The organism is Blastococcus sp. HT6-4, assembly GCF_039679125.1.
Classification (GTDB): Bacteria; Actinomycetota; Actinomycetes; order Mycobacteriales; family Geodermatophilaceae; genus Blastococcus; species Blastococcus montanus.
The window spans coordinates 2,854,529-2,878,290 of record NZ_CP155551.1; the positions used below are offsets into that span (position 1 = coordinate 2,854,529).

Genomic DNA, 23,762 nt, shown 5'->3' on the forward strand with positions numbered 1-23,762 from the left:
GCCAGAGGTCTACCGGACGCGGATCAGCCCTGCGGCCCGGTGGCGTCGGACATGCCGGCCGGCTCGTCGCCGTCGCCGTCGGGCACCCGGGTGACGTCGTCGGACATGACGCCGCCCTGCGCCGCGCGCGGCGACTGCTCCGGGGCCGCCCCGACCTGGTCCTTCTCCGGGACCTCGCCGGGCAGCCCGTCCTCGTTCGAGGCATCGCTCACGCCGCCGTAGGGGCGGCCCGTCATCGAGCCTTCGGTCATCGCTGTGCTCCTCTCCGGTAGCCGGGTGCGGTCAGGTGCGCTTGGTGCCGCCGGTGCTCTTGCCCTTGCCCGTGAACTTGGAGAGGGCGCCCTTGATCTTCTGCTGGTTCTGCGGCTTCTTGGCCTCGTTCATGACCTTCTTGGCCGCGGCACCCTTGGTCAGCTTGCTCATGATTCCCATGGAGGATGGGTGCCCGATCCGCGCCCGCCCATGCGTGGGGGGCCCGACTATCAGACCCGCTCACGCCCGGGCGGCGGTGTCGTCCTCGGCGTCGTCGTCGGTGTCGTCGTCGGCGTCGTCCTCGGCGTCCGGGCCGGCGCCCTCGTCCCGGGCGAGCAGGTAGGTGGCGACGCCGAGGACGAGCCCGGCGATCCCGGAGAGCACGACGATGACCGGCGTGCTGATCTCGCCGAGCACGTCGGTCAGCAGGTCGCGGGAGCGGGAGGTCGGGTCGGCCAGGACGACGCCGACGAACACGGCCACGAGGATCCCGGCGCCCGCCGCGGCGACGTGGGCCAGCCGGCCGGTGAAGCCCAGGCGGTGACTCACGCTGCGCGCCGCCTTGACGATGCGGCCGGCGCGCAGGATCCGCAGGGCGCCGACGGTGCGCACCAGCCGGAGGACCTGGACGGGGCCCAGCGCGAACACGACGGCGATCACCACCGCGACGGTCAGCGCGATGAGGCCGAGGTGCCCGCGGACCCAGGCCCGCCGGTTCTCGGCGACGACGAAGAGGATGACCGTCTCGGCCACGAGGACCACGCCGCTGACGATGTCGATGACGTATCCGGCCGTGCCGAGCGTCCCCTCGGCCACGGTGAGGAACATGGCCGGGATCGAGGCCAGGGCGGCCACGAGGACGGGCAGCGCGAGCCGCTCCTGCCAGCGCTCCTCCCGCGTCTTCACCGACTGCACGCTAGCTGGCCACCTCCGGCCCCCGGGACGACCGCACGACGGCGCCCCCTCGCCCGGGAACCGGGGAGGGGGCGCTGTCGTGCGTACGGCTGGTCGCCTGGGTCAGCGGACCGCGCCGCGACCCTTGCCGGCGCCGCCGCCACCGCTGTTCTTGTTCTGGAAGTCCGAGATGAACTTCTTGATCTTCGCCTGGTTCTGCGGCTTCTTGGCCTCCTGGAACACCTTCGCCGCCACACCGGACGCGATGAGCTTCCGCATCATTCCCATGTCTGCCTCCTCGTCGTCGCGCCGGCTCGGGGCCGGCCGGCTGATCATGCTCTTCCGTGCCCCGGCTCGGGCCCCGCCAACCGCAGGGTCGCGAGTCTCACCCGCTCGGTCACCAGGTGTCGACGTGCGGGCGCACCCGGCCGGGCGGCCGCGGCGTCGCCGCCACCTCCCGGGTGAGGGTGGTGATCCAGCGCCGGGTGTCGGCCGGGTCGATCACGTCGTCGATCTCCCAGTGGGCGGCGACGTTGAGGCCGCGCCCCCTCTCGTAGGCCGCGGCGACGGCGGCGTCGTACGCGGCGGCGCGCTCGGCGTCGTCCTCGATGGCCGCGAGCTCCCGGCGCATGCCCAGCCGCACGGCCCCTTCCAGGCCCATGGGGCCGAACTCGCTGGTCGGCCAGCCGACGGCGAACCGCGGCACCTTCATGCTGCCGCCGGCCATCGCCTGCGCGCCCAGGCCGTAGGCCTTGCGGACGACGACGGTGCCGATGGGCACCGACAGGTTCGCGCCGATGACGAACAGCCGGGAGAAGTGCCGGACGGTCGCGGTCCGCTCCGACTCGGGGCCGACCATGAAGCCCGGGGTGTCGCAGAGGAACACGACCGGCAGGCCGTGGGCGTCGCAGAGCTGGAGGAAGCGGGCGGCCTTGTCGGCGGCGTCGGCGTCGATCGCCCCGCCGAGGTGGGTGGGCACGTTGGCGACGACGCCGACCGGCGCCCCCTCGACCCGGGCGAGCGCGGTGATCGTCCCGTGCCCCCAGCCGTCGCGGAGCTCGAGCACCGACCCCTCGTCGGCCAGCGCGTGCAGCACGGCGCGCATGTCGTAGGCCCGCTTGCGGTTCTCGGGCACCAGGTGCCGGAGCACCCGCTGGTCGGGGGCGGTCCAGTCGGCCACCGGGCCCTGGAAGTAGGAGAGGTACTGCCGGGCCGCGGCGACGGCGGCGGCGTCGTCGGCGACCCGGACGTCCACGACGCCGTTGGCGTGCTGGACGTCGATCGGGCCGATGTCGTCGGGGTCGACGACGCCGAGCCCGCCGCCCTCGATCATCGCCGGGCCGCCCATGCCGATGGTGGCGTCCTCGGTGGCGATGACGACGTCGCAGGTGCCCAGCAGCGCGGCGTTGCCGGCGAAGCAGCGGCCGCTGGCGATGCCGACGGTCGGCACCAGGCCCGAGAGCTTGCCGAAGAGGGTGAAGGCCATCGTGTCGAGCGCGGAGATGTGTCCCGAGTCGACGTCGCCGGGCCGGCCTCCCCCGCCCTCGGCGAAGAGGACGACCGGCAGCCGGCGCTGCTCGGCCAGCTCGAACAGCCGGTCCTTCTTCAGGTGGCCGCGCATGCCCTGGGTGCCGGCGAGCACGGTGTAGTCGTAGGAGACGACGACCGCCGCGCTGCGGTCGCGCCCGACGAGGGCGCCGTTGACGTCGGCCAGCCCGCCGACGACGCCGTCGGCCGGGGTGCGCTCCTGGAGCTCCTCCCGGCTGCGGCGGCGCTCCTGCGCGGCGAAGACCAGCGGTCCGTACTCGAGGAAGCTGCCCTCGTCGACGAGGTCGGCGAGGTTCTCCCGCGCGGTGCGCCGCCCCTGGGCGTGCCGCCTGGCGACGGCCTCGGTGCGGTGCTCGTCGAGGCCGATCTCGTGCCGGCGGCGGACCTCGGCGAGATCGGGGCGGTCGGCGTCGAGGTCGAGCGCCTCACCGGCGCGCTGCTCGCCGGGCGCGGAGTGCTCGACGTCGGCGAGCAGCTGACCCCGGCGGACGGTCTCGCCCACTCGCACCGCGACGCGGAGCACCGTGCCGCCGGCAGGGAGCGCGACGACGTGCTCCATCTTCATCGCCTCCAGGACGACGACCGCACCCCCGGGCCCGACCGTCGTGCCGGGCCCCGCCTCGACGGCGACGACGGTGCCGGGGACCGGGGCGCGCAGCCCCTCCTGCTCCGCGTCCTCCTGGGGAGCCGGGGTCAGCTCGGCGAGGTGGTCGTCGACGAACGTGGTGGTCGCGCCGGCGACGTCCGGATGGGCCAGCAGGGCCCGGAGGAAGGCGGTGTTCGTGGCGACGCCCCGGATGTCGACCTCGGCGAGCGCACGGTCGAGCCGGCGCAGCGCGTCGGGCAGCCCGCCCTGCCGCTCGGCGACCACCACCTTGGCCAGCAGCGGGTCGTAGCGGGGGCTCTGCTCGGTGCCGGCCCGCGCCGCGGTGTCGACGCGGACGCCCGGGCCGCCGGGCAGGACGAGGGAGGTGATCACGCCGGACGACGGGACGACCGCGCCGTCGGCGGTGAGCGTCTCCGCGCTGATGCGGGCCTGCACGGCCCAGCCGGACGGCCGGGGCGGGCCGCCGGCGAGGCCCAGCTCGCCGAGGGTGGCCCCGGCGGCGACCCGCAGCTGGAGCCGCACCAGGTCCAGCCCGGAGGTCTCCTCGGTGACGGTGTGCTCCACCTGCAGGCGCGGATTGCACTCGAGGAAGGTGAACCGTTCCGGATGATCGGCGGGCACGAGGAACTCGACCGTCGCCAGGCCGCGGAGCCCGACGTGCCGGGCGAACGCGGCCGCGGCGTCGTGCAGCTTCCCGCGCACCCGCTCCGGGAGGTCCGGGGCCGGGGCGATCTCGACGACCTTCTGCCGGGTGCGCTGCAGCGAGCAGTCGCGGTCGCCGAGCACGACGACCTCCTCGCGGTCGTCGCCGAGCACCTGCACCTCGACGTGCCGGGCCCGTTCGACGAGCTCCTCGGCCAGCAGGGCGTCGGTACCGAAGGCGACGCGGGCCTCGTCGGACACCTGCGCGACGGCCGCCGCGACGTCGTCCCCACGGCGGAGGATGCGGGTGGCCCGCCCTCCCCCGCCGTGCCGGGCCTTGAGCATGACCGCGCCGGTGGCGCCGAGGAGGTCGGCGACGGCGCCCGGGTCGGGGTCCTCCCCGGTGCCGCCGGGGACCGGGACACCGGCGGCCCGCGCCGCGTCCCGGGCGAGGACCTTGTCGCCGGCGATCTCGAGGACGGCCGCGCCGGGGCCCACCACGGTGACCGGGCCGCCGGCGTCGGCGCAGGCGCGCGGCAGCGCCGGGCTCTCGGAGAGGAAGCCGTAGCCCGGGTGGATCAGGTCGCAGCCGTTGTCGAGCGCGGCGCGCACGATCGCGGCGGCGTCGAGGTAGGCGGCCGGGCCGCTGCCGGGGAGCACGACGGTCTCGTCCGCGGCGGCGAGGTGCGAGGCTTCGGGTTCGTCGGCGGCGGTGACGGCGACCGACGTCATCCCCTCGGCAGCCGCGGCGCGGGCGATGCGGACGGCGATCTCGCCGCGGTTGGCGATCAGCAGGCGGGCCACCCGGCGATGCTCGCACGACCCGCCGGGCGGCTGTGGGGCCGGTCACTGCCGTGTACCGGCCCCAGCGGAGATGATCGTGGACAGTCAGTGAATCCACGCCGCGAAAGGCAAGTAAGTGGCCGACCACGCTCCGTGGCTGCGGACCGGTGAGGGCCGGAACCGCCACCGGGATCGACGGAGGTCGGCCCGCGAGTCGCGTTCCGGACCGGTCGCATCAACCGCCCGCCGGGGCCCCGATATGCCCGTCGTGACCGTTTTGTGACCCGTCCGTGATCCACCTACCGTTCCTCGCGGTCCGCCCGGGGCCCCCTCGTCACCACCACCGGTGACACCCGTGCGGGCACCGCCGAACCGCGCAGCGGCACGTCGCCGCGCGGGCCGGGGACCCACCGCAGCACCGGGGTGAAGCGCGACCGGCAGTGCCGGAGCGCCGGGCGAGTTCCCCGCCCGAACCCGTCAGCTAACTCGGTAGGCGGTTGCTGGAGAACAGGAGAAACCGTCGTCCATGACGACCACTCGCACGTCCACGACCCGTCGTTCGCTCCGCGGGGCGACGCTCGCCCTCGTCACCGGCGCGGGGATCGCCCTCGCCCCCCTGCCCGCCTCGGCCTCCGTCGGTGACGCACCGTCCGGCGCGCCGGTGGCCATGGCCGCCGCCCCGGCGCCCCACCACGCCGCTCCGGTCGCGGCGCCCACCCACGCCGCGCAGGTCGCCGTCGACAGCGCGCTGTCCAAGCTCGGGGCGCCCTACGTCTGGGGCGGCACCGGCCCCGGCGGCTACGACTGCTCCGGCCTGACCTGGTCGTCCTACCGCGACGCGGGCATCACGCTGCCGCGCACCTCGCGCGCCCAGTCGACGGTGGGTGTGCACGTCGACCGCGCCCACCTGCAGCCCGGCGACCTGATCTTCTTCTACTCGCCGGTCGGGCACGTCGCGATGTACATCGGCAACGGGCTGATGGTGCACTCCTCGACGTTCGGCCAGCCGGTGAAGGTCGTCCCCGTCGACTCGATGTGGGGCTACAACACCGCCCGCCGCGTCGTCTGATCCCTCCTGCGGACGGTGCCCCGGCCGGCCGGGGCACCGTCCGGTGGCTACACGTGCCGGAGGGTCGCGCGCTTGAGCCGCACGATCAGCCGCATCCCACCGGACTCGGCCAGCTCCCGCTGCCGCGCCCGCAACTGCTCGCCGAGCTCCTCGAGGCGCTCCTCCCCCAGGGCGTGCGACTGGGGGAACATGCGCTGCTCCTCCTCCATCGTGTGGTGGCGCACCGTCTTCTCGAGCATGCGGACCTCGGTGGTGAACTCCGGGTCGCTGACGTCCATGCGCATGACGGTGGCGACCTGGTCGTCGATCTGCCGGTGCTCGGCGTGCGCGAGGGCCAGCAGCGGGGAGACGTCGGGGACGGCGGGGTAGAACAGCTCGTCCTCTATCTGGGCGTGGATCTCGATCTCGCGCAGGAACCGGTCCCGCAGCTCCTCCCGCCGCCCGGCCTGGGCGTCGGTGGTCTCGGCCAGGTCGCGGAGCAGCCCGCGCAGGACGTCGTGGTGCGCGATCAGGACCTCGTCGGCCTTCATCGGGATGCCTCCTCGGCCGTGGTGATCGCCGTCGGGCTGCGCCAGGTGGCGCGCCGCCGCACCTCGACCGCGCCGTCGGTGATGCGGGTGTCGTAGCAGGGCAGCGGCGCGGTGGACGGTCCCTGCGCCGGCTCCCCGGTGTCGAGGTCGAACCGCGAGCCGTGCCACGGGCAGACGAGCTCGTCGCGGTGCAGCCACCCCTCCGCCATCGGCCCGCCCAGGTGCGGGCAGCGTCCGCTCACCGCCCGGACGCCGCCGTCGGTGCGGACCAGCACCACCGGGACGCCGTCGACGTCGACGCCGAACGGCTCGCCGTCCGGGAGGTCGGCGAGCCGGGTGACCGGGGTGAACGTGCGGGGCGACCGGCCGGCCGCAGAGTGGTCGACGCCGAGCCGGTGGCGGTAGGACAGGACGCCGCCCAGGTAGCCGCTGGCCAGGACGACGGCGTACCCGGCGGCGGCGGTGACCCGTGCCCGCGCCGCGCGGCCGCGTCCGCGGTCGGCGAACGACCAGGCGTAGAGCGCGAGCGCGGTGCTGTTGAGGGCGGCGTGCACGAGACCGACGCGGCGGGCCTCGTCGTGGGCGTGCTGCCAGTCGGTCATCCCGGTCGCGGCCGACGCCACCGCGCCCGCGATCCCGAACCCGACCACCGTCCGCGCCGCCTGGGCCGTGCCCGGGCCGCCGCGGCCGGTGGTGTCGAGGCCGTCGAGCAGGGCCGCCGCGCTCCACGAGCCGATCGGCAGGGCGACGAGAAAGGGGTGCAGCGGGTGCCCGAGCCACACGCCGTGCAGCAGGTCCTGCAGCGGGCGGGCGTACCGGCCGGCCAGCAGGAAGGTCAGCGAGACGCCGTGCTCGACCTGGTAGCTCGGCGCATCCAGCACCTGCCACCGCTCGACGGCGCCGACCGCGCGCTGGAACAGGGTCCGGACGCTCACCGGTGCAGCCTCTCCGTCGTCATCCCGGTGCCCTGCCCCGACCGCGGTGATCGAAAACAGGGGCCGGGGACCGCCCGATCGCGGACGAAGGCGTTCCGACACCCCTGCGGGTTACCGTCCGTGCCGCACCGACCGCGACCCCAGGGAGACCCGGTGACCGACGAGCCCCCGCTCCCTCCCCCGCACGGGTTCCTGCGGCCGGGCCTGTGGGTGGACCGCTTCGACGTCGGCAACGGGATGCTGCTGCAGGCGCAGTGGCACGGCGGCATGCCCTACCAGCGGACCGGCGAGGTGACCGGCGCCGTGGAGGATCCGCTGCCGCTGCTCCCCGACGGCGCCGTCCTCCGCCTGGACCGCAAGGACGGGAGCTCGCGCACGATCGTCGTCGCGTTGCCGGGCCTGCTGGCGCGGCTGGAGGTTGCGAACCGGATGACGACCGTCGACGTCGTCGGGTCGGACCTGGCCGCCGTCGAGGCCCTGGTCGCGCACGTCGTCGCCGGCGCGGAGCAGGTCACCGCCGCACCGGAGGGCGAGGTGCGGATGTCGTTCTGGTCGGGGGCCCCGAACGGCGGGCTGGAGTCGTCGCGCCGCGTCACGGCACCCACGTGGGCGGAGGCGGCGGCGAACTACGCGGGGCGGACGCGGCAGGCGCTGGGGCCGCTCATGACGGCCGGCGACATGTCGGGGCGGGCCGGACGCCTGGTGCTGTGGCACGGCGTCCCGGGAACGGGGAAGACGACGGCGGTGCGGGCGCTCAGCCGCGAGTGGTCGGGCTGGTGCCGGCCGCACTACGTGATGGATCCGGAACGGCTGTTCGCCGAGCCCCAGTACCTGCTGCAGGTGGCGGGGATCGACGAGGACGAGGACGAGGACGACGGCCGGTGGCGCCTGGTCGTGGCGGAGGACTGCGACGAGTACCTGCGGTCGGACGCCAAGGTGCGGGCCGGCGCCTCGCTGGGGCGGCTGCTCAACCTGTGCGACGGGATCCTCGGCCACGGGCTCAAGGTGCTGGTGCTGCTGACGACCAACGAGGACGTCGGCCGGCTGCACCCGGCCATCACCCGCCCGGGCCGGTGCCTGAGCCAGGTCGAGTTCGACCTCCTCTCGCCGGCGGAGGCGCAGGCATGGCTGGGCGGGTCCGTTCCCGCGCCCGAGCGCCCGATGACGCTGGCGGAGCTGTTCGCGCTGCGCGAGGAGCGCGCCCACCCGGCCGATGCGATCGCACCGGAGTTCGGCGGCTATCTCTGAGGACCGCGACCGCGACGATGCTTGTAGCGTCCCGGCGCATGGCGGATCGAGCGTTCCGGACGGTGCTGGAGGGCGGTTCCTACTTCGAGGGCCCGCGGTGGCACGACGGCCAGTGGTGGGTGTCGGACTTCTACCGGCACACCGTGAGCCGGGTCGCGGCGGAGGGCGGCCCGGAGATCGTCGTCCTCGAGGTGGAGAACCAGCCGTCGGGGCTCGGCTGGCTGCCCGACGGTTCGCTGCTCGTGGTCTCGATGAGGGACCACCGGCTGCTGCGGGTCGCCGACGGCGAGGTGTCCACCCACGCCGACCTCTCCGACGTCTGCACGGGGCTGCTCAACGACATGGTGGTCGACGCCTCCGGCCGGGCCTTCGTCGGCGACTTCGGCTTCGACCTCATGGGCGGCGGGGCGCCGGCGCCGGCATCGCTGAAGCGGGTGGACCCGGACGGCACGGTGACCGTGGTGGCCGAGCGCCTGCTCTTCCCGAACGGGTCGGTGATCACCCCGGACGGCGGAACGCTGATCGTCGGCGAGACGTGGGGGAACCGCTTCTCCGCGTTCGACATCGCCGCGGACGGGTCACTGGTGAACCGGCGGGTGTGGGCGGAGCTGGGGCCCGTGCCGGAGGGTGACTCCGTCGAGGAGCTCATCGGCCAGGTGCGGGTCGCGCCCGACGGCTGCACGCTGGACGCCGAGGGCCACGTCTGGGTCGCGGACGGACTGAACTCCCGCGTCGTCCGGGTGGCGGCCGGCGGCGCGATCGTCGAGGAGATCGCCGCGCCCGGCGGGATGGGCGTCTACGCCTGCGCGCTCGGTGGGGACGACGGCCGGACGCTCCTCCTGTGCTGCGCGCCGGACTTCTACGCGCACACCCGGGCACCGGTCCGCGAGGCCGTGCTGGTGGCCACGGACGTCGCCGTCCCGCACGCCGGGCTGCCCTGACCCCGCACCGGGGAACGGTGACCGATCAGCCGAGCGGCAGGCTTCCGGCGACCGCGCCGTCCGGGCGGGGTCCGGCGCCGTTCCAGAGCTCGGCCCGGCCGCGGCCGCGGACCTTGGCCTCGTAGAGCGCCCGGTCGGCGCTGCGCATCAGCTGCGACGCGCTCTCCCCGAACCCGTGCTCGGCGACCCCGCAGGACAGCGAGATCCCGGGGTGCAGCGCGCACGCGCGCCGCACCAGGTCGAGGGCGTCCGCGCCGGGCGTCCCCGGCAGGAGGACGGAGAACTCGTCCCCGCCGTGCCGGGCGAGCACCGCACCGGCCGGCAGCGCCGCGCGCCACACGTCCGCGACCTGGCACAGCACGCGGTCGCCGGCCTCGTGGCCGTAGGTGTCGTTGACCGACTTGAAGTGGTCGACGTCGAGGAGCACGGCGGACAGCGGCTCGCGGGTGCGGGCCGCCTCGGACATCAGCTCGCCCATGGCCTCGTCGAACCCGCGCCGGTTGCGCAGCCCGGTCAACGGATCGCGGCTGGCGCCGGACGCCCGGATGACCAGCCGGCGGATGACGACGCCGAGCCCGAGGAGCACCAGGTTGAGGCCGACCGCGGTGGGCGGCGCGATCCCGCCGGTGACGAGCAGGGACACGGTGATCCCGGTGCCCGCGACCAGCATGTGGCCGAACCCCTGCGGCCCGGAGAAGAAGAGTGCGGCGTCCACGACCACGAAGACGACGAGCGTCGCCGCGGCCAGCGCGGTCACCGGGTCCGGGCTGACCAGCACGGCCGCGCAGATCAGCAGCGTGGCGGCGTCGACCACCGGGTGGAAGGCGTTGCGCGGCCAGCGCGGACCCCACCGCGCGGCGACGGCGGCGCCCGCGAGCGCCAGCAGGGAGATGACGAACAGGACCGCCCGCTGCGGGCCGGGCGCGGCGCCGGCGGTGATGGCCAGGCCGGCCGCCCCGCCGAAGGCGTAGAAGATGGCCAGCGTCTGGGCCATGACGCGCACCGTCGCCACCTCGGGCGCTCGGGACCGGCTCACCCCGAGATGGACGGCAGCCGGGGCGCTCGACTTGATCCCTCGCGGGGGGGGGCACGCGAACCCGGCCCACCCACCCGGGTGAGCCCCGCGCCCGGCAGCCACGTCGCCGGCCGGGACGTCGGCGGCGCTCACAGGGAACCGCCCTACGATGACGGTTCGACGCCGACCAGGGGAGCACCACCTCATGGCCTCCGTCCCGCCGGACTCCCGCACCACCCGATGGCTCCGCCGCCGACCCGACGGGCCGCCACCGCACGAGGAGCCGGTCCGCCGCCCGCGGTTCGACCGCCCGCCGCCCGCCGGGAACGACTGGTACGGCGCCCCACCGCAGACCGGTGGTCCTCCGCCGCAGCAGCCGCCTGCCCGCACGTGGCCCCAGGAGGCGCCCGGGCGCGCGTTCCCGCCGGCCCTGCCGGCGAGCCCCGGTCCGCCGGCCCGGCCGGAGGGTGGTCGCCGCGACCGGCGGCTCCGCGGCGGCCGCCCCCGCCGCCGGCTGGTCGGCCGCGTCGTCCGCATGCTGGCCGCGGTCGCCGTCGTCCAGGCCCTGGTGGTGCTGTCGCTGCGCTGGGTCGACCCGCCGACGACGGCGTTCATGCTGGCCAACCCCGAGGGCGCCGTCCAGGAGTCGGTGCCGGTCGAGCACGTCTCGCGGAACTTCCTGGCCGCGGTGATCGCCCACGAGGACGCCGAGCTCCCCTACCGCTCGGGGGCCTTCGACTGGGACGCGCTGTGGAGCCGCGCGCAGGCCCACCTCGCCGGCGAGGAGGACCCCTCGGGCTCCACGATCCCGCAGCAGATGGCGAAGAACCTCTTCCTGAACCAGGAGCTCAGCGCCTGGCGCAAGGCGGTCGAGGCCGGGCTGGCGGTCGAGCTGGCCGCGTTCGTGGACGACCGCCGGATGCTCGAGCTCTACGTCAACTACGCCCAGTTCGGCCCGACGATCTACGGCGTCTGCGCGGCCGGCTGGTACTACTTCGACTCCCCGCCGAGCGAGCTCTCCCCCGCGCAGGCCGTGCAGCTCGTCGGCCTGCTCCCCTCCCCCGGCCACGTCCGGCGCGCGCCCGGCGGCGGGATGGACTTCGAGGTGGACGACGGCATGGGCTGGCTGTCCCGCTCGCACGTGGTCAACGCCCAGAACCGGGTGCCCCGCCACCTCGACCGGCTCGGCTTCACCCCCGTCGAGGATGCCGGCGTCGAGGGGCTGGCCTCCGACCAGGAGCCCTCGGGCGACGACTGCTCGACACCGCCGCAGGAGGTCACCGACCTGATCGCCGCGGAGGGCACCGCCTGACGCGGGAGTCCTGGACGCTATGTGCATCCTGCGGCGTCACCGACCGTCCCCCTCGGCCCGCTCAGCCGCAGGCGACCTCGGCGGCGCCGGCGAGCTCGATCCGGACGGCCCGGTTGGCCGCCGGGTCGTCGGCGTCGTAGCCGGCGAAGTCGCTGCCGAGCCCGGTGACCGTCAGCCGGTCGGCCGGGACGCCGAGGGTGGCCAGGACGTCGGCCACCGCCTGCGCCCGCCGGCGGCTGAGTTCGACCTGCCCGGTCGCATCGCCGACGTCCGCCGTGGTGCCCGCGAGCGCCGCCGAGAGGTCGGCGGCCCGGATCCGGTCGGCGATCGGTCGCAGCGTGGCGACGGCGGCTGCCTCGTCGAGAAATGCGGCCGTGTCCGCGACGAAGGCGACGTCCCCCTCGTCGAGGACCACGGTCTCCGCCTCGCACACCGGGCCGCTCCCGGGGACGACGGGGGTCACCGCCGGCAGGTTCCCCACCGGCTGCCCGCTCAGCGGCGCATCGTCGACGTGCAGGCTCGCCGCGCCGGCCGCCTCGGCGATCGCCGTCCAGAGGGCGACCAGGTTCTCGCGCTGCGCACGGGGCAGCGCCTGCTGCGGGGCCGCGACGTCGCCGAGCCCGGCGAACACGACGTCGATGCCGGCCAGGTCGGGCAGCGCGCCGGCGTCGTCGAGCTGTGCGGCGAGCGCCCGGGGGTCGGCGTCGAGCAGGGCGGGCTGGGTGGCGAAGTCGAGGGCACCGGCGGTGGAGAGGCCGGAGTCGACGACGACGAGGGTGCGCCGGTCCGCCGCGGCGCCGAGGGCACGGGCGGCGAGGTCCAGGGCTGCCAGCAGGTCGCTCTCCGGCGTCCGCGCCGCCGCCTCGGCGACCAGCTGGTCGATCAGGGCGCGGTTGCGGTCGCGGTCCTGCGGCTGCACGACCGCGTTCTCGTCCCGGGCCAGCAGCGCACCGGCCCCGTCCAGCTGGAACGGGGCGCCGTCCGCGACGACGATCGACAGGTGGGCCTGCGAGGCCAGCGCCGCCTCGCGGGCATCGCCGGCGGCGCCGCCGAGCACCGGTTCGGCCGAGTTGCTCCGGGCGCCGACGACGATCGCCATCGCTCCGCTGGGCTCGGCACCGCTGTTCGTGCAGGCCGCCGTCCCGGTGAGGAGGGCGACCGTCGCGGCCACCGCGGCGGTGCGGCGCAGCACCGTTGTTCCGAGCACGAGGTTCCTTCCGTCAGTGGGCGGCGTGGTCGCCGTTGCCGTTGCCGTTGCCGTTGAGGGACGGCGCGGGAGCGGACGCGGCCGGCCAGAGGGCGAGCGGGCCGATGGTGCGGGTGCCGGCCGGCCCGTCGGTGGCGTCCGCCCGTCCGGAGACGACGTTGTTGGTCGCGGCAGGGTCGCCGAGGAGCCCGGCGACGTGGATCCGCGCCAGCTCCTTGAGCTCGGCGATCTCGGCGTCGACGCCGGCCGCGGCGGCGGCCGTGCGAGCCGCCGTCCGCTCGACCTCGGCCCGGGCGTTCGCCGCGAGCCGCTCGGCCTCGATCGCCGCGCGCTCGGCGTCGGCGGCCGCCCGCCGCTGCGCCGCCAGGTCGCTGCGCAGCCGCAGGTAGCTCGCCATCCGCGGGTGGTGGTCGGAGAACCCGATCCAGAAGGCGAGGATGCCGGAGCCGACGTAGAGGGCGGCCAGCAGGATCGCCGACAGGAACGGGTCGTCCCCGGGCACCTCGGCGGCGGTACCGCCGAAGGCCACCTGCCCGGTGCCGCCGGTCGGCGCCTCGACCTGCGTCCGGACGTAGAAAGTCGCCGCACCGAGGAGGAACCAGCCTATGGTCATGACGGCGAGCGCCGTCCGGCCGAGCCCGCCCTGGCCCTCGCGGAGGTTGCGGGCGGTCCGGCCGACGAGGTGCATCACCCCGACGGCCGCGGCGGTCAGCGCGATGGTGAGCGTCCAGACCATGTAGTCCTGCTGGCCGGTCATCCCGGCGAGAGTGACGTAGAAGGCGGCCAGGTCGCCGGCGGCGGCCAGCACGAGCAGCAGCCGGGTGAAGACCTGCCAGCCGCGCTGGGGGGTGAGGCCCTCCAGCGCGTCGACGGCCGGCCGCGGCCGGCGTCGGCGGTCGGGCCCTCCGGCGACCGGCGCCTCCTGCGGCGCCAGGAGCCGCTGCTCGAAGATCCTCACCAGCCGCTCGGTCTGGTCGCGCTCCGCCGCGGTCACCCCGGCGGTGGCACGGGCGGCGACGGCGGCGGCCTCGTACCGGCCCGCGCCCAGCTGGGCGACGGCCTCGGCCTCGGCGCCGGCCATCTCGTGGTGGGCGATCCACTGCGGCCGCAGCGAGTCGATCCAGCCGTCGAGGGCGTCCCCGTTCCCGGCGTCGAGCGAGCCGGTGCGGTGCATCTCGACGACCGCCTTGTGGACGGCGTCGCGCGCCTCCTGCGAGCGCATGCGCGGCGGCAGCGGCGGGTCGGCCGGGTGGCGGAACGACCACCCGGTACCGCCGTCGACCGCGCGCCGGGGCAGGTCGTCGTCCGTGCGCTTCCTGCTCACGCGGCGGCTCCGGTGTCCCGGTGGGCGGGCAGCAGGTCGTCGGCCAGCACCCACGCCGGCGGCGGCACGGGGCTGCTGTCCCAGCGGCTGACCAGCGCCTCCCGCTGGGGGTGGCGGCGGAGGAGCGCGCGCCGGTACACGGCGGCCAGCCGTTCGGCGCGTTCGACAAGGCGGAGGGCCCGCGAGCGGGCGACGTCGGCCAGGTTCTGGCGGCGGGCCTCCAGCTGCGCCTCCTCGGCGCGGGTGGCGTCCAGCCGCACCCGGAGCTCGTGCTGCGCCGCCCGGGCCGCGTCCGCGCGGCGCAGGTGCTCGGCGGCGCGCCGCTGGCGGACCAGTTCGGCCGGCACCTGCTGCTCGCCCGCCCTCCGGGCGGTCAGCTCCTGCTCGGGAAGCGGTGCGGCCGCACGGGCGGCCGCATCGGTCGCCTCGGCGAGCGCCCGCTCGAGGGCGCCGAGCTCGGCGTCGATCCCGGCCAGGCGGACGTCGATGCGCCGGACGTCGGCGTAGTAGCGCGTGCGCTCGAGCTCGCAGGCGTGGTCGCGGTGGGCCACAAGGTCGCGGAGGATCGGCGTGGTCTCGGCGCCGAGGCCGATCGGCAGGCCGGCGCGGCGGTCGCTGCGGGCCGCCCAGAGCAGCCGCCAGCGGACCGGCCAGTACACGGGCAAGGAGCGGTAGGAGGTGCTCCTCCGGTCCGTCTTCGATCGCTTCACAACCACAGCTCCCCCGTGGCGGGGCCGCACCCCCGCCGGTGATCGTGGGGTGCGGACGGCGACGCCTGGCTGCCGTGCGCGGATCCCCCCGTGCCACGCCACCGCCGTGCGACTGTTCGGCGCCTCGCACTGCGGGGCACCGGTGACGGTGAGCAAGCAGAGGCTAGGGGCGAGGAGCCCCGGTGATCACGGAGAGCGACCGGAATCCGCGCACATCCACCCCGGACGGGTGAGGTGGGAGCGGCTGGTCACCCGTCCGGCGGAGCGGGCGTTCCCCCGGACGGGGACGCCGACATGACGGTGCCGCGGCCGAACCGATCGGCCGCGGCACCGTCGTGGATCGGTGCGGGTCGATCAGGGCGCCGTGCCGGTGAACGCCCGGTGCGTGATCCGCTGCACCTCGCCCGCCGGCGGTGAGCCCGGCGGCAGGACGAAGCCGGCGATGCTCCACGCCGAGGCGTAGAGCTTCCCGCGGGTGAACTCCAGCCCCGTCGGCATCGCGACCTGGGCGGTGGCGCGCTCCCCGTGCGGCGAGATGCGCGTGATCTCCCCGACCGACGCCGGGTCGAAGCCCTCCGGCGGCGGGCCCTCACCCATCGGCGCGCCCTCGAGCACGTTGGAGACGTAGACGTTGCACCACCAGTCCACCGCGACGCCGGTGACCCCGGTCAGCCCCTCGATGACGTCGACCTGGTTCCCGTGCCGGTCGAGGACGTACACCCGTCCGGCGCCGGGCACCTCGGCGCCGAGCGTGCCGACGTAGATCAGCCCGTCGGGCCCCTGGGTGATCTCCGTGGGGACGGAGTCGCACCCCTCGGTGCCCGGGTTGTTCTCCGCCTCCGCGCACCCCTCGACGTCGGTCACCGTCGGGGGCACGAAGAACGTGCTGATCTCCCCGCTGCGCAGGTCGACGGAGAGGACCGCGTTCGCGCCGGCGTCGCTGACCAGCACCCGCTTGTGCTGGACGAGCACCGAGAACGGGTTGGACAGCGTCTCGATCGGCTGCTGCGTGTCCGGGTCGAACTGGAGCTGGCCGTCGGGGTTGTTCTCCAGCTCGTACTCCAGCAGGTCCCACGTGCGGACGATCTCGCCGTTGAGCTTCGCCTCGACGAGCAGCTGGCTGGGCATGTCGGCCGGGGGCGGGGGCGGAGCACCCTCCTCCGGCGGCGGGGCCCCTTCCTCCGGCGGCGGACCGCCGGACTCGCCCACCGCGACGTAGAGGCGGCCGCGCTCGGAGTCGACGCCCTGCGCGTTGCCCAGGCCGGTCAGCAGGGTCTCGACCTCGCCGGTCCGCAGGTGCACCGACGAGACCTCGCCGGAGTCGGACTCCGCGACGACGACCCGGGGACCCGGGAAGTCGCTCAGCTGGCGCGGGCCCTCGAGCCCACCGGCGACGGTCGTGATCGGTTCACCACCGCGCCCTCCCCCGTGCGCACTCGCCGTCGCCGGTGACACCGCCACCAGCGCCACGGCTGCAGCCGCCCCCGCGACTGCCCTGTATTGCCGCATCCGTCTCTCCTCCGACGTGGGATCCCCCGATGGACGCCGGGAAAGCTGCCAGGAAGCCGGGAACCGCAGGTGCGCTCCGTTCGTCCCGATCCGGCGATTCCTGCGCGGCGTCGCTCGCTGTAGCGGCTACAGCCACCGGGGCGGATGCCGGGGCGGTGCCGCTACGCCGGCCGGCTGTCGGTGGCCAGGACGCGCAGCACGCCCCCGCCGCTGCCCTTGGCGTCGTGCATCGCGCGGTCGGCCCGGGAGAGGGCGGTCTCGAACGCCGTCCCCGGCTGCGCCATGGCCAGCCCGATGCTGGCGGAGACGAGCACGCAGCCCCGCCCGACCGCCACCTCGTCGACGAGGACGGCGGCGAGCCGGGAGGCGAGCCACTCCGCGGTGGGCCGGTCGACCCCGGGGAGGACGGCCGCGAACTCGTCGCCCCCGATCCGGCCGACGACGGCGTCCGGCACGACCGCGTCGACGCAGGTCCGCAGCCGCTCGGCGAGGCGCACGAGCACCTGGTCGCCGACGGTGTGCCCGCCGCGGTCGTTGAGCTCCCTGAACCGGTCGAGGTCGATGCAGAGCACCGCCCCGCCCTCGGCGAGGGCCGCGCGGCCGGCGTCGAGCAGGTGGGCGCGATTGGCCAGGCCGGTCAGCGCGTCCCGCTGGGTGGCGCCCAGCAGCGCGTGCCGCCGCCGGTCGGCCTCGGTGGCGACGGCGGTCAGCCGGTCGATCGCCACGTGCAGCACGCGCTTCTGCGGCACGTCGGCGTCCGGCGACAGCTCCCGCACCGTCAGGGCCAGCATCGCGAGGACGGTGTCGAGGGGCTGCCCGGCGGCGACCGCCTCCAGCGCCCGCCCCTGGGCGGCGAGCAGGGCGGCGTCCCACCGGTGGGCCGCCGCCCGCCGCCGCAGGGAGAGGACGGTGCGCACCAGCCGGGCCTGCATCTCCAGGAGCTCCTGGTCGGCGGCGGTGAACTCGCGGGGGACGGCGTCGAACACTGCCAGCGCGCCGAGGACGAAGCCGTCCTCGTCGACCAGCGGCACGCCGAGGTAGGCGCGGACGGCGCCGGCGACCACCCCCGGGTTGTCGCGGAACACCGGGTGGCCGAGCGCGTCGGGGACCCGCAGCGGTGCCCGCATGGCGACGACGTGGGCGCAGAAGGAGAGCTCGTCGGGCACCTGCGAGTAGCGCACCCCCAGCCCGTGCTCGGCGGGGTAGCACTGCTCGTCCGGGCCGACCAGGTTGACATTCACGATCGGGGCGCCGACGACGCGGGCCAGGTGGGCGACGACGGCGTCGAGGTCGGGGTCTCCGACGTGACCGGTGAGCCGGTAGCTGTCGATCGCCGCCAGGCGCGCCGGGTCGGCGACGGCGGGGCGGGGATCGGGCGGGACGGGCATCCCGACGGCGCTCACGCGGGGCGACGCTAGCTGTCCGTGAACGCGTTGGGAACAGCAGCGCTACGACGGGCGTCGGCGCGGTGGACGCCGACTGCGCACGGACGTCAGGGTTCCGATACCTCGGGCGGCAGCGGCCCGGGCTTGGTCACCTCAGGACCGGCGACCGGCACCCACCACGCGGACGCGTGGCCCTGGAACGGGGATCGCCATGATCACCTGCATCGGCCGGGGCGGGCTGGTGCTGCTCCCCGGGTCGCTGACGTCGGGCATCCTCGTCGGCTACGTCTTCGTCGCCCCCGGCCTCAAGACCCTGTCGATGACCGGCCTGCTCGGTATCCCGCTCGGCGCGATGCTGATCTGCGGCCTAGACGCGGGGCTTGTGAACAGACGCGGCCCAGCTTTCGAAGCGCTCGGGGCTCCCCACCATGGCGGTAGGGAGCCCCGAGCACGGGCGAGCTCAGCTCACTGCAGGTCGACGGTCACCCCGCCGGAGAACGACGAGTCGTGCAGCTCGATCGCGGTCGGCGTGGTGCCGGCCGGGACATCGAAGATCACCTTGCTGTTCAGCGTGTTGCCGGGATTGATCTCCTCGTACAGGGACGACGAGTCCTCCAGGTACATCCCCGCCCCGCTATCGGCCGAGAATTCCTGCCCCTGGGCGTTGAACAGCTTGGCGTTGTCACCGAAGAAGGACTGCGCCTTGTCACCGATGTTCGTGATGGTGACGTCCACGATGCAGAACTGGCCCTGCGCCGTCGTGTTCAGGTACTGGTTCCCGATCTGCGTAGTGCTGCAGTCCACCCCGTTGACGACGAAGTTGAACTTCCCATCAGCGGCCGGCTCACCGATGCCGGGGTTCTTCGGCTGGGCCACGGCAGACTCGCCTGCAACCTCGGCAGACTCAGCCGCAACCTCACCCGCCGCCGGTGCGGCGGTGCCGGTGTCGCCGCCAGAGGCCTGCGAATCCGTGCCACCGTCGTTCTCGCCACCCATGTTGGCGCCGACAGCGATCAGAACGATAGCCGCGAGGACGATGAACCAGACCCGCTTGTAGATCGGCTTCTTGGCCTTCGCCTGAGGCTGCTCGGGCAGCTGCTGCTGCGGCGGCGGTGCGTACGACATCTCTTCCCCCGTCAATCAAAGTGGTCCTGTTCCGAAACCTAGGCGAAGAGATATCGAAATCAACGTGGCGCAACAGCCGAACAACGCCCCGACTTCTGTCAGATGACGCCAACCTTCATCGCGCGCGCCCCTCGCGCCCCATCGGCGACGGCGCCGGGCAGCAGCCCTACGTTCGCCTCGCGCTCTTGATGCAATCGCTGGTGTGCCCACTTTCCTGATCAGGTGCCTGCAGATCAGCGAAGTTCTGGGCGTACTGCAGGCGCGTGTGGGCCGAACCGGGCTACCACTCTGGCGCCTGGACGCGGTGGCAGCTGCAGCACCAGCGGAACGACCGGCGCCGCCGCGCAGCGATCTCCTCGGCGGCCTCGGCGACGACGTCTGGCAGGTGGAGCAGGTCGTCGCGGCTGAACGGCTGCCGGTCGGCCGGCTACAGCCCCGGGCGGCCCTCGCCCCAGCGGGTCACCGGGCGGCCGAGGGTGACCATGGGCCCTCGACGCCGACGGCGACCTGCGTCGGCTCGCCGCTGACGAACCACGTCACGACGTCCCGTTCACCCGACGGCTTCTCCCGCCGCCAGCCGGTGCCCAGCGCGCGGACGACGTCGGCGTACCGGACGCCCAGCAGGTCGGCCAACTCCTGCTCGCCGGCGGTCGGCTCACCGGCGCGCCCTCACTCGTGACCGCACGCCCGACAGGCCCAGGACATGCGCCGGGTCGTCGGGGAAGATCACGCAGCCGCCGGCGACGACGTCGCCCGGCGCGGCGTGCGAGAAGGCGTCCGGCGAGGGCAGGCCCCAGAGCAGCGGCACCGACTCCTCCCGCCCGCAGCGCGGACACGCCTGTCCCACCTGCACACCGACCGGCTCGCTCATCGCACTCCCGGGTCCCGCGCCGCCCCGTGACGGCAGGACGGAGACCGTGGCACGACCTACTGGAAGGTTCGACTCGCACCTTCGGTCACCACGGGAGCCGCCGGATCGATCAGCGGCCCGTCGCCGCGGACCCCGTAGCCGAGCCAGGCCCGCTGCCGGGCGGCGACCGGTCCGTCGTCACCGATCCACCGGCACCCGGGCGAGCACTCCCCCGTGCTCGCGAAGACGACGAAGCAGGTGACGTTCGGCCAGCCGGCGGTGGCGCAGAACCGGCCGATGTCGGCCAGGACCCGGGACGCGGCGATCGGCGCCAGGCCCGGCTGCACCTGCTCGGCGAACTCCTGTACGTCACCGGCCGGTCGCCGGTCCGGGCGAGTTCCTGCAGAAGCCGCAGCCCGTCGACCATGCGGCGCCGCCTCCCCGCCGGCCAGGCCACGTCCTCGAGGTAGCGGGCGAGCACGGCATTCATCGCGCCTCCTCGGCCGGCCGGCAGCCGAGGTGCACGGCCAGCCGGCCGAGGAAGGGCAGCTGGCCCTTCACGATCTTCGCGCGGGCAGTGTCGAGATCGAACCAGGCGGCCCGGTCGATCTCCGGGAACTGCTGCAGGCGACCCGATCGCGGCGGCCACACGAGCTCGAAGGTGTTGCTGACGCAGGTGCCGGCGTCGAGGTCGCCCTCCCCCGCCCAGACGGCGAGCAGCTTCCGGCCCGTCACCTCGCCGAGCGGGTGCAGCTCGTCCGCCGGCACCGGGTGACCGAGCTCCTCGGCGAACTCCCGCCGGGCGGCGGCCTCGCCGTCCTCGTCCGGGTCGTGCTCGCCCTTGGGGATCGACCAGGCGCCGTCGTCCTTCTTTGCCCAGAACGGCCCGCCCATGTGCCCGAGGAGGATCTCGACCCGGCCGCCGGGGCGGCGGAACAGCAGGACTCCGGAGCTGCGGACGGGTGGCACGCGCCCAGCCTCGCAAAGCCCGGCCGGTGACCGATCCGCCTGTTGACCTCTCCTGCCGGTGCCCGGGCGGCAACGTTCCCGCCCGGGCACCTGGTCAGGGCTTCGACGACGGCGCAGCAGTGCGCCGGGCGTCAGCGGGGCTGGACGTCCCTGCCCTGCTGGGCGTCGGGCACTACCGGCCGCGGGCGCTGGACACCCGCGTCGAACCGCTGGGTGACCTCCAGTTCGGCCGTCTCCGGAGCGGCGTGCCGGCCGATCCGGGGCATCTTGAACTCAGCTGTCTCGTCAAGCAGGTGCCTACTCACAACCCGTCCTTCCGTGGAGGAGCCCCAGCGTAAGGAGGAAAACCGGCCGATCCCAGGGCCTTCGGGGAAACCGCAGGTCGCCTGTGGTCAGCGGGGAAACTGTGACGAACGAGCGGCACACGGCCACGCGCGTCAAGCGGATGGGATCGGCTCGGTGCCATTGAAACGGTGTGGGTGGTATCGGTAGTGATACCGTCTCGTCATGGCCATGACCTTGCGTCTCGATGATCAGGAGAGCGAAGCTCTCCGCCGTCGCGCCGAACTGGAGGGCCGTTCGATGCAGGAAGTCGCTAGGCAGGCAGTGCGGGACTACATCGAGCGCAACAGCAAGCGAGAGCTGCTGGATCGGGTGCTCGACCAGGAACTGCCTCGCTATGCCGAAGCCCTGGAGCGGCTGGGCCAGTGATCCATCTCGACCTCGACGACCTCCTGCACGTAGCGAGGCGAACGCTGGGCGAGGTCGAGGTGCGCGACATCGGACTCCTGGAGTCGGCAGCAGCGAGGCCCAGAGCCACGGCATTCGGTGAGGACGCCTACCCGTCCTTCCATGACAAGGCAGCGGCACTGCTGCATTCGCTGGCCCGGAACCACCCACTCGTCGACGGCAACAAGCGATTGGCCCTGGCCGCGACCCTCGCCTTCTACGGCGTCAACGGGATGCGGCTGACCCTGTCCAACGACGAGGCCTACGACCTCGTGATGGCGGTGGCCGCCGGACACCTCGACGACGTCGGAGCCCTCGCCGAACGCCTGGCAACTGGGACTGAGCCCTGGCGATGACGCCACTCATGGCGTGCCGACCGGCAGGGTGACCGACGACGGCGTCGCCCTGCCGTGGCAGATCCGGTGGGTCACCGGCACGCCGTGGGTGCCCTCGCCGGCCGGCTCGCCGGTGCCGAGGTTGCGGGCGTAGCGCGGGTGGGCGCCGCCGGAGACCTGCAGCCGGATGCGGTGCCCGGCGCGGAAGCGGTGCGCGGTGTCGGGCAGCGTCGTCTCCACCGTCCGCTCCCCCGTCACCGACTCCTCCCCGGGCGACGGGTCGAGCCGGACGAGCCGGTCGGTGACGTTGATCGACGCGCCATCCGGGCCGACGTCGCACAGCCGCACGAAGACGTCTGCGTACGGGTTGTCGGACTCGTGGAACAGCCGGACCCGGGCGCCACCGAGCAGCTCGACCGGCCGGCGCAGCGGCGCGGTGGTGAAGGTGCGGACGTCGTCGCGCGCCTCCAGCTCGCGGTTGTCCCGCTGGCCGGCGCTGGCGGCGAGCACCCGCCCGCCGACCGACGGGGTCGGGTCCATCGCGTCGTAGGTGAAGGTGGTCGGCTCGAACGGCGCGGTCGGGGCATCGTCGTCCAGCCGGCCGTCCGGAGCGAGGTACCAGGCGCGGTCGGTGGTGGCCGGCGGCCAGTCGGGCATCGTCCGCCAGGTGCCGGCGCCGGTGACGTGCACCCGGACGCGGCCGGGCCGCTGCGGACCGGGCTCTGCGCCGGCCACGGGCAGGTGGGCGTTCAGCCAGGCCAGGCTCTCCGGCGTCGTGACGGCGGCGTCGATGGTGAGGTGCGCCCACGGGCCGAGGGTGAGGCCGACGTCGACGCCGCGGTCGCGCAGCACGGCGTACTGGTACAGCGTCTGCTCGACGAACCAGTCCTGCCAGCCGCCGATGAGCAGGGTCGGGACGGTGCTCGAGTGGACGGCGGGGGTGGCGCGGTAGCGGTCCCAGTAGGAGTCGGCGAGGTCGGGGTGGGCCAGCCACTCGTCGAACCACGGGGCGGGGGCGCCGCCGAAGCGCTCGGCCAGCCCCTGCAGCGGGAGCTCGCCCAGGTGCGGGGCCAGCCGCCGCTCCGCCGTCATCAGACGGTACAGCCCGCGCAGGAAGCTGACCCGTTCCTGGTGGGCGACGAGCTCGGTCCAGATGGCGAGGTTGGTGAGCTGGAAGGCGCCGTCGACCATCCCCGCCTGGGCGAGGTCGTGCGGGCCGATGTGCAGCACCATCGCCTTCAGCTCGGGCGGCGGGTCGAGGGCGAGGGCCCACTGCGTGTAGCCGAGGTAGCTGGGGCCGAGGGTGGCGAGCCGGCCGTCGAACCAGGACTGCTCGCGCAGCCAGGCGACGGTGTCCTGCCCGTCGTGCTCCTCGTTCACGACCGGGCTGAACTCGCCGCCGGAGCCGAAGGTGCCGCGCACGCTCTGCACCACCACCGCGTAGCCGCGCTCGGCGTACGGCACCGTCATCGCGAAGGCGAACCCGAGGCCCCGGCCGTACGGCGAGCGCAGCAGCACGGTGGGGTGCGGTCCGGCCGACGCCGGCAGGTAGACGTCGGCCCGCAGCGTGGTGCCGTCGCGCATCGGGACGTCGACGCCGCGCAGCAGCCGGACCTCGTGGGTGGCCGGGGGCAGCTGCCACCGCCGACCGAGCGCGGCCGCCGCGACGCGGGCCGGGCGCGGGAGCGGCCGCGGCGAGAGCGGCGGCATGCGGTCGAGCACGGAGCCTCCGGGTACGTGGGACGGCGATCCCGGGACCCTAGCCGCGGGCCCAGCCCGCGAGGTGCGCGACCAGCGGGTCGCAGACGGCAGCTGCGCTTCGACCAGTTCATGCAGGCGGTGC

At 74.6% G+C, this 23,762-nt stretch carries 26 protein-coding genes and 1 riboswitch; of the genes, 6 read left to right on the plus strand and 20 right to left on the minus strand.

What is annotated here, in order from left to right; all coding sequences use genetic code 11:
* Window positions 1-23: 23 nt before the first annotated feature.
* The 5 genes from ABDB74_RS13625 to ABDB74_RS13645 form a co-directional block, all read right to left on the minus strand.
* Entirely contained in the window at window positions 24-251 is a 228-nt protein-coding gene (locus ABDB74_RS13625; protein ID WP_346619192.1) for a hypothetical protein, read from the minus strand.
* 31 nt (window positions 252-282) lie between these two features.
* A complete protein-coding gene (locus ABDB74_RS13630; RefSeq protein ID WP_346619193.1) occupies window positions 283-423 on the minus strand; it encodes a hypothetical protein in 141 nt (46 codons plus the stop codon).
* A gap of 69 nt (window positions 424-492) precedes the next feature.
* Window positions 493-1,158, minus strand: coding sequence for a hypothetical protein (locus ABDB74_RS13635; RefSeq protein ID WP_346619195.1), 666 nt, complete (start codon window positions 1,156-1,158; stop codon window positions 493-495).
* 111 nt (window positions 1,159-1,269) lie between these two features.
* On the minus strand, window positions 1,270-1,434 hold the full coding sequence (locus ABDB74_RS13640; RefSeq protein WP_346619196.1) for a hypothetical protein: 165 nt from the start codon (window positions 1,432-1,434) through the stop codon (window positions 1,270-1,272).
* Between the two features lie 109 nt (window positions 1,435-1,543).
* Window positions 1,544-4,747, minus strand: a complete 3,204-nt coding sequence (locus ABDB74_RS13645; protein ID WP_346619197.1) for a carboxyl transferase domain-containing protein — start codon at window positions 4,745-4,747, stop codon at window positions 1,544-1,546.
* Between the two features lie 334 nt (window positions 4,748-5,081).
* Window positions 5,082-5,237, plus strand: a riboswitch (cyclic di-AMP (ydaO/yuaA leader).
* Between the two features lie 15 nt (window positions 5,238-5,252).
* Between ABDB74_RS13645 and ABDB74_RS13650 the strand changes: the two genes are divergently transcribed.
* Window positions 5,253-5,795, plus strand: a complete 543-nt coding sequence (locus tag ABDB74_RS13650; RefSeq protein ID WP_346619198.1) for an NlpC/P60 family protein — start codon at window positions 5,253-5,255, stop codon at window positions 5,793-5,795.
* 47 nt (window positions 5,796-5,842) lie between these two features.
* Here ABDB74_RS13650 and ABDB74_RS13655 read toward each other — a convergent pair whose 3' ends face one another.
* Both ABDB74_RS13655 and ABDB74_RS13660 read right to left on the minus strand, forming a co-directional pair.
* Window positions 5,843-6,325, minus strand: coding sequence for a hemerythrin domain-containing protein (locus ABDB74_RS13655; protein WP_346619199.1), 483 nt, complete (start codon window positions 6,323-6,325; stop codon window positions 5,843-5,845).
* The gene (locus ABDB74_RS13660; RefSeq protein ID WP_346619201.1) at window positions 6,322-7,260 is read right to left on the minus strand and encodes a Rieske 2Fe-2S domain-containing protein; all 939 of its coding nucleotides are present in this window, start codon (window positions 7,258-7,260) and stop codon (window positions 6,322-6,324) included. The genes ABDB74_RS13655 and ABDB74_RS13660 overlap by 4 nt, the downstream gene beginning before the upstream one ends.
* A 153-nt stretch (window positions 7,261-7,413) precedes the next feature.
* On the opposite strand from ABDB74_RS13660, the gene ABDB74_RS13665 reads away from it, so the two are divergent.
* Window positions 7,414-8,508: a DUF5925 domain-containing protein gene (locus tag ABDB74_RS13665; protein WP_346619202.1), complete on the plus strand. Its 1,095-nt coding sequence runs from the start codon at window positions 7,414-7,416 to the stop codon at window positions 8,506-8,508.
* 38 nt (window positions 8,509-8,546) lie between these two features.
* Window positions 8,547-9,449 (plus strand): SMP-30/gluconolactonase/LRE family protein, encoded by a 903-nt coding sequence (locus ABDB74_RS13670; protein WP_346619203.1) that lies wholly within the window; start codon window positions 8,547-8,549, stop codon window positions 9,447-9,449.
* A gap of 25 nt (window positions 9,450-9,474) precedes the next feature.
* On the opposite strand, the gene ABDB74_RS13675 is transcribed toward ABDB74_RS13670, so the two are convergent.
* Window positions 9,475-10,485, minus strand: coding sequence for a GGDEF domain-containing protein (locus ABDB74_RS13675; RefSeq protein WP_346619205.1), 1,011 nt, complete (start codon window positions 10,483-10,485; stop codon window positions 9,475-9,477).
* 184 nt (window positions 10,486-10,669) lie between these two features.
* Between ABDB74_RS13675 and ABDB74_RS13680 the strand changes: the two genes are divergently transcribed.
* Entirely contained in the window at window positions 10,670-11,776 is a 1,107-nt protein-coding gene (locus ABDB74_RS13680) for a biosynthetic peptidoglycan transglycosylase (protein WP_346619206.1), read from the plus strand.
* Window positions 11,777-11,837: 61 nt separating this feature from the next.
* Here the strand turns inward: ABDB74_RS13680 and ABDB74_RS13685 are convergent, their stop codons facing one another.
* From ABDB74_RS13685 to ABDB74_RS13735, 11 genes are all read right to left on the minus strand, one after another.
* A complete protein-coding gene (locus ABDB74_RS13685; protein WP_346619207.1) occupies window positions 11,838-12,983 on the minus strand; it encodes an OmpA family protein in 1,146 nt (381 codons plus the stop codon).
* A gap of 13 nt (window positions 12,984-12,996) precedes the next feature.
* Window positions 12,997-14,307, minus strand: a complete 1,311-nt coding sequence (locus tag ABDB74_RS13690) for a hypothetical protein (protein WP_346619209.1) — start codon at window positions 14,305-14,307, stop codon at window positions 12,997-12,999.
* Window positions 14,304-14,966, minus strand: coding sequence for a hypothetical protein (locus ABDB74_RS13695; protein WP_346619211.1), 663 nt, complete (start codon window positions 14,964-14,966; stop codon window positions 14,304-14,306). Before ABDB74_RS13695 ends, ABDB74_RS13690 begins: the two co-directional genes overlap by 4 nt.
* Window positions 14,967-15,371: 405 nt before the next feature.
* A complete protein-coding gene (locus ABDB74_RS13700; RefSeq protein ID WP_346619212.1) occupies window positions 15,372-16,526 on the minus strand; it encodes a ScyD/ScyE family protein in 1,155 nt (384 codons plus the stop codon).
* A 161-nt stretch (window positions 16,527-16,687) separates the two neighbouring features.
* Window positions 16,688-17,929, minus strand: a complete 1,242-nt coding sequence (locus ABDB74_RS13705) for a sensor domain-containing diguanylate cyclase (RefSeq protein WP_346619214.1) — start codon at window positions 17,927-17,929, stop codon at window positions 16,688-16,690.
* A gap of 447 nt (window positions 17,930-18,376) precedes the next feature.
* Window positions 18,377-19,036 (minus strand): DUF4352 domain-containing protein, encoded by a 660-nt coding sequence (locus ABDB74_RS13710; protein ID WP_346619215.1) that lies wholly within the window; start codon window positions 19,034-19,036, stop codon window positions 18,377-18,379.
* Window positions 19,037-19,495: 459 nt separating this feature from the next.
* On the minus strand, window positions 19,496-19,669 hold the full coding sequence (locus ABDB74_RS13715; RefSeq protein ID WP_346619216.1) for a hypothetical protein: 174 nt from the start codon (window positions 19,667-19,669) through the stop codon (window positions 19,496-19,498).
* A 22-nt stretch (window positions 19,670-19,691) separates the two neighbouring features.
* Window positions 19,692-19,907: a hypothetical protein gene (locus ABDB74_RS13720; protein ID WP_346619218.1), complete on the minus strand. Its 216-nt coding sequence runs from the start codon at window positions 19,905-19,907 to the stop codon at window positions 19,692-19,694.
* 56 nt (window positions 19,908-19,963) lie between these two features.
* Complete coding sequence (locus ABDB74_RS13725; RefSeq protein WP_346619219.1) at window positions 19,964-20,233, minus strand: hypothetical protein; 270 nt, start codon at window positions 20,231-20,233, stop codon at window positions 19,964-19,966.
* A 139-nt stretch (window positions 20,234-20,372) separates the two neighbouring features.
* Window positions 20,373-20,855: an NUDIX domain-containing protein gene (locus tag ABDB74_RS13730; protein WP_346619221.1), complete on the minus strand. Its 483-nt coding sequence runs from the start codon at window positions 20,853-20,855 to the stop codon at window positions 20,373-20,375.
* A gap of 131 nt (window positions 20,856-20,986) precedes the next feature.
* Window positions 20,987-21,121, minus strand: a complete 135-nt coding sequence (locus ABDB74_RS13735) for a hypothetical protein (protein WP_346619223.1) — start codon at window positions 21,119-21,121, stop codon at window positions 20,987-20,989.
* 241 nt (window positions 21,122-21,362) lie between these two features.
* On the opposite strand from ABDB74_RS13735, the gene ABDB74_RS13740 reads away from it, so the two are divergent.
* Window positions 21,363-21,566, plus strand: coding sequence for a DUF6290 family protein (locus ABDB74_RS13740; RefSeq protein ID WP_346619224.1), 204 nt, complete (start codon window positions 21,363-21,365; stop codon window positions 21,564-21,566).
* On the plus strand, window positions 21,563-21,940 hold the full coding sequence (locus ABDB74_RS13745; protein WP_346619225.1) for a type II toxin-antitoxin system death-on-curing family toxin: 378 nt from the start codon (window positions 21,563-21,565) through the stop codon (window positions 21,938-21,940). The genes ABDB74_RS13740 and ABDB74_RS13745 overlap by 4 nt, the downstream gene beginning before the upstream one ends.
* A 6-nt stretch (window positions 21,941-21,946) precedes the next feature.
* On the opposite strand, the gene ABDB74_RS13750 is transcribed toward ABDB74_RS13745, so the two are convergent.
* Window positions 21,947-23,641, minus strand: a complete 1,695-nt coding sequence (locus ABDB74_RS13750; protein WP_346619226.1) for a CocE/NonD family hydrolase — start codon at window positions 23,639-23,641, stop codon at window positions 21,947-21,949.
* Between the last annotated feature and the right edge of the window lie 121 nt (window positions 23,642-23,762).

Bases quoted from the DNA above. Each gene is read 5' to 3' on its own strand.
- ABDB74_RS13650 (WP_346619198.1), top strand. From the start codon at position 5,253: ATGACGACCACTCGCACGTCCACGACCCGTCGTTCGCTCCGCGGGGCG.
- ABDB74_RS13670 (WP_346619203.1), top strand. From the start codon at position 8,547: ATGGCGGATCGAGCGTTCCGGACGGTGCTGGAGGGCGGTTCCTACTTC.
- ABDB74_RS13625 (WP_346619192.1), bottom strand. From the start codon at position 251: ATGACCGAAGGCTCGATGACGGGCCGCCCCTACGGCGGCGTGAGCGAT.
- ABDB74_RS13740 (WP_346619224.1), top strand. From the start codon at position 21,363: ATGGCCATGACCTTGCGTCTCGATGATCAGGAGAGCGAAGCTCTCCGC.
- ABDB74_RS13700 (WP_346619212.1), bottom strand. From the start codon at position 16,526: ATGCGGCAATACAGGGCAGTCGCGGGGGCGGCTGCAGCCGTGGCGCTG.
- ABDB74_RS13720 (WP_346619218.1), bottom strand. From the start codon at position 19,907: ATGAGCGAGCCGGTCGGTGTGCAGGTGGGACAGGCGTGTCCGCGCTGC.
- ABDB74_RS13710 (WP_346619215.1), bottom strand. From the start codon at position 19,036: ATGTCGTACGCACCGCCGCCGCAGCAGCAGCTGCCCGAGCAGCCTCAG.
- ABDB74_RS13640 (WP_346619196.1), bottom strand. From the start codon at position 1,434: ATGGGAATGATGCGGAAGCTCATCGCGTCCGGTGTGGCGGCGAAGGTG.
- ABDB74_RS13630 (WP_346619193.1), bottom strand. From the start codon at position 423: ATGAGCAAGCTGACCAAGGGTGCCGCGGCCAAGAAGGTCATGAACGAG.
- ABDB74_RS13655 (WP_346619199.1), bottom strand. From the start codon at position 6,325: ATGAAGGCCGACGAGGTCCTGATCGCGCACCACGACGTCCTGCGCGGG.
- ABDB74_RS13735 (WP_346619223.1), bottom strand. From the start codon at position 21,121: ATGCCCCGGATCGGCCGGCACGCCGCTCCGGAGACGGCCGAACTGGAG.
- ABDB74_RS13680 (WP_346619206.1), top strand. From the start codon at position 10,670: ATGGCCTCCGTCCCGCCGGACTCCCGCACCACCCGATGGCTCCGCCGC.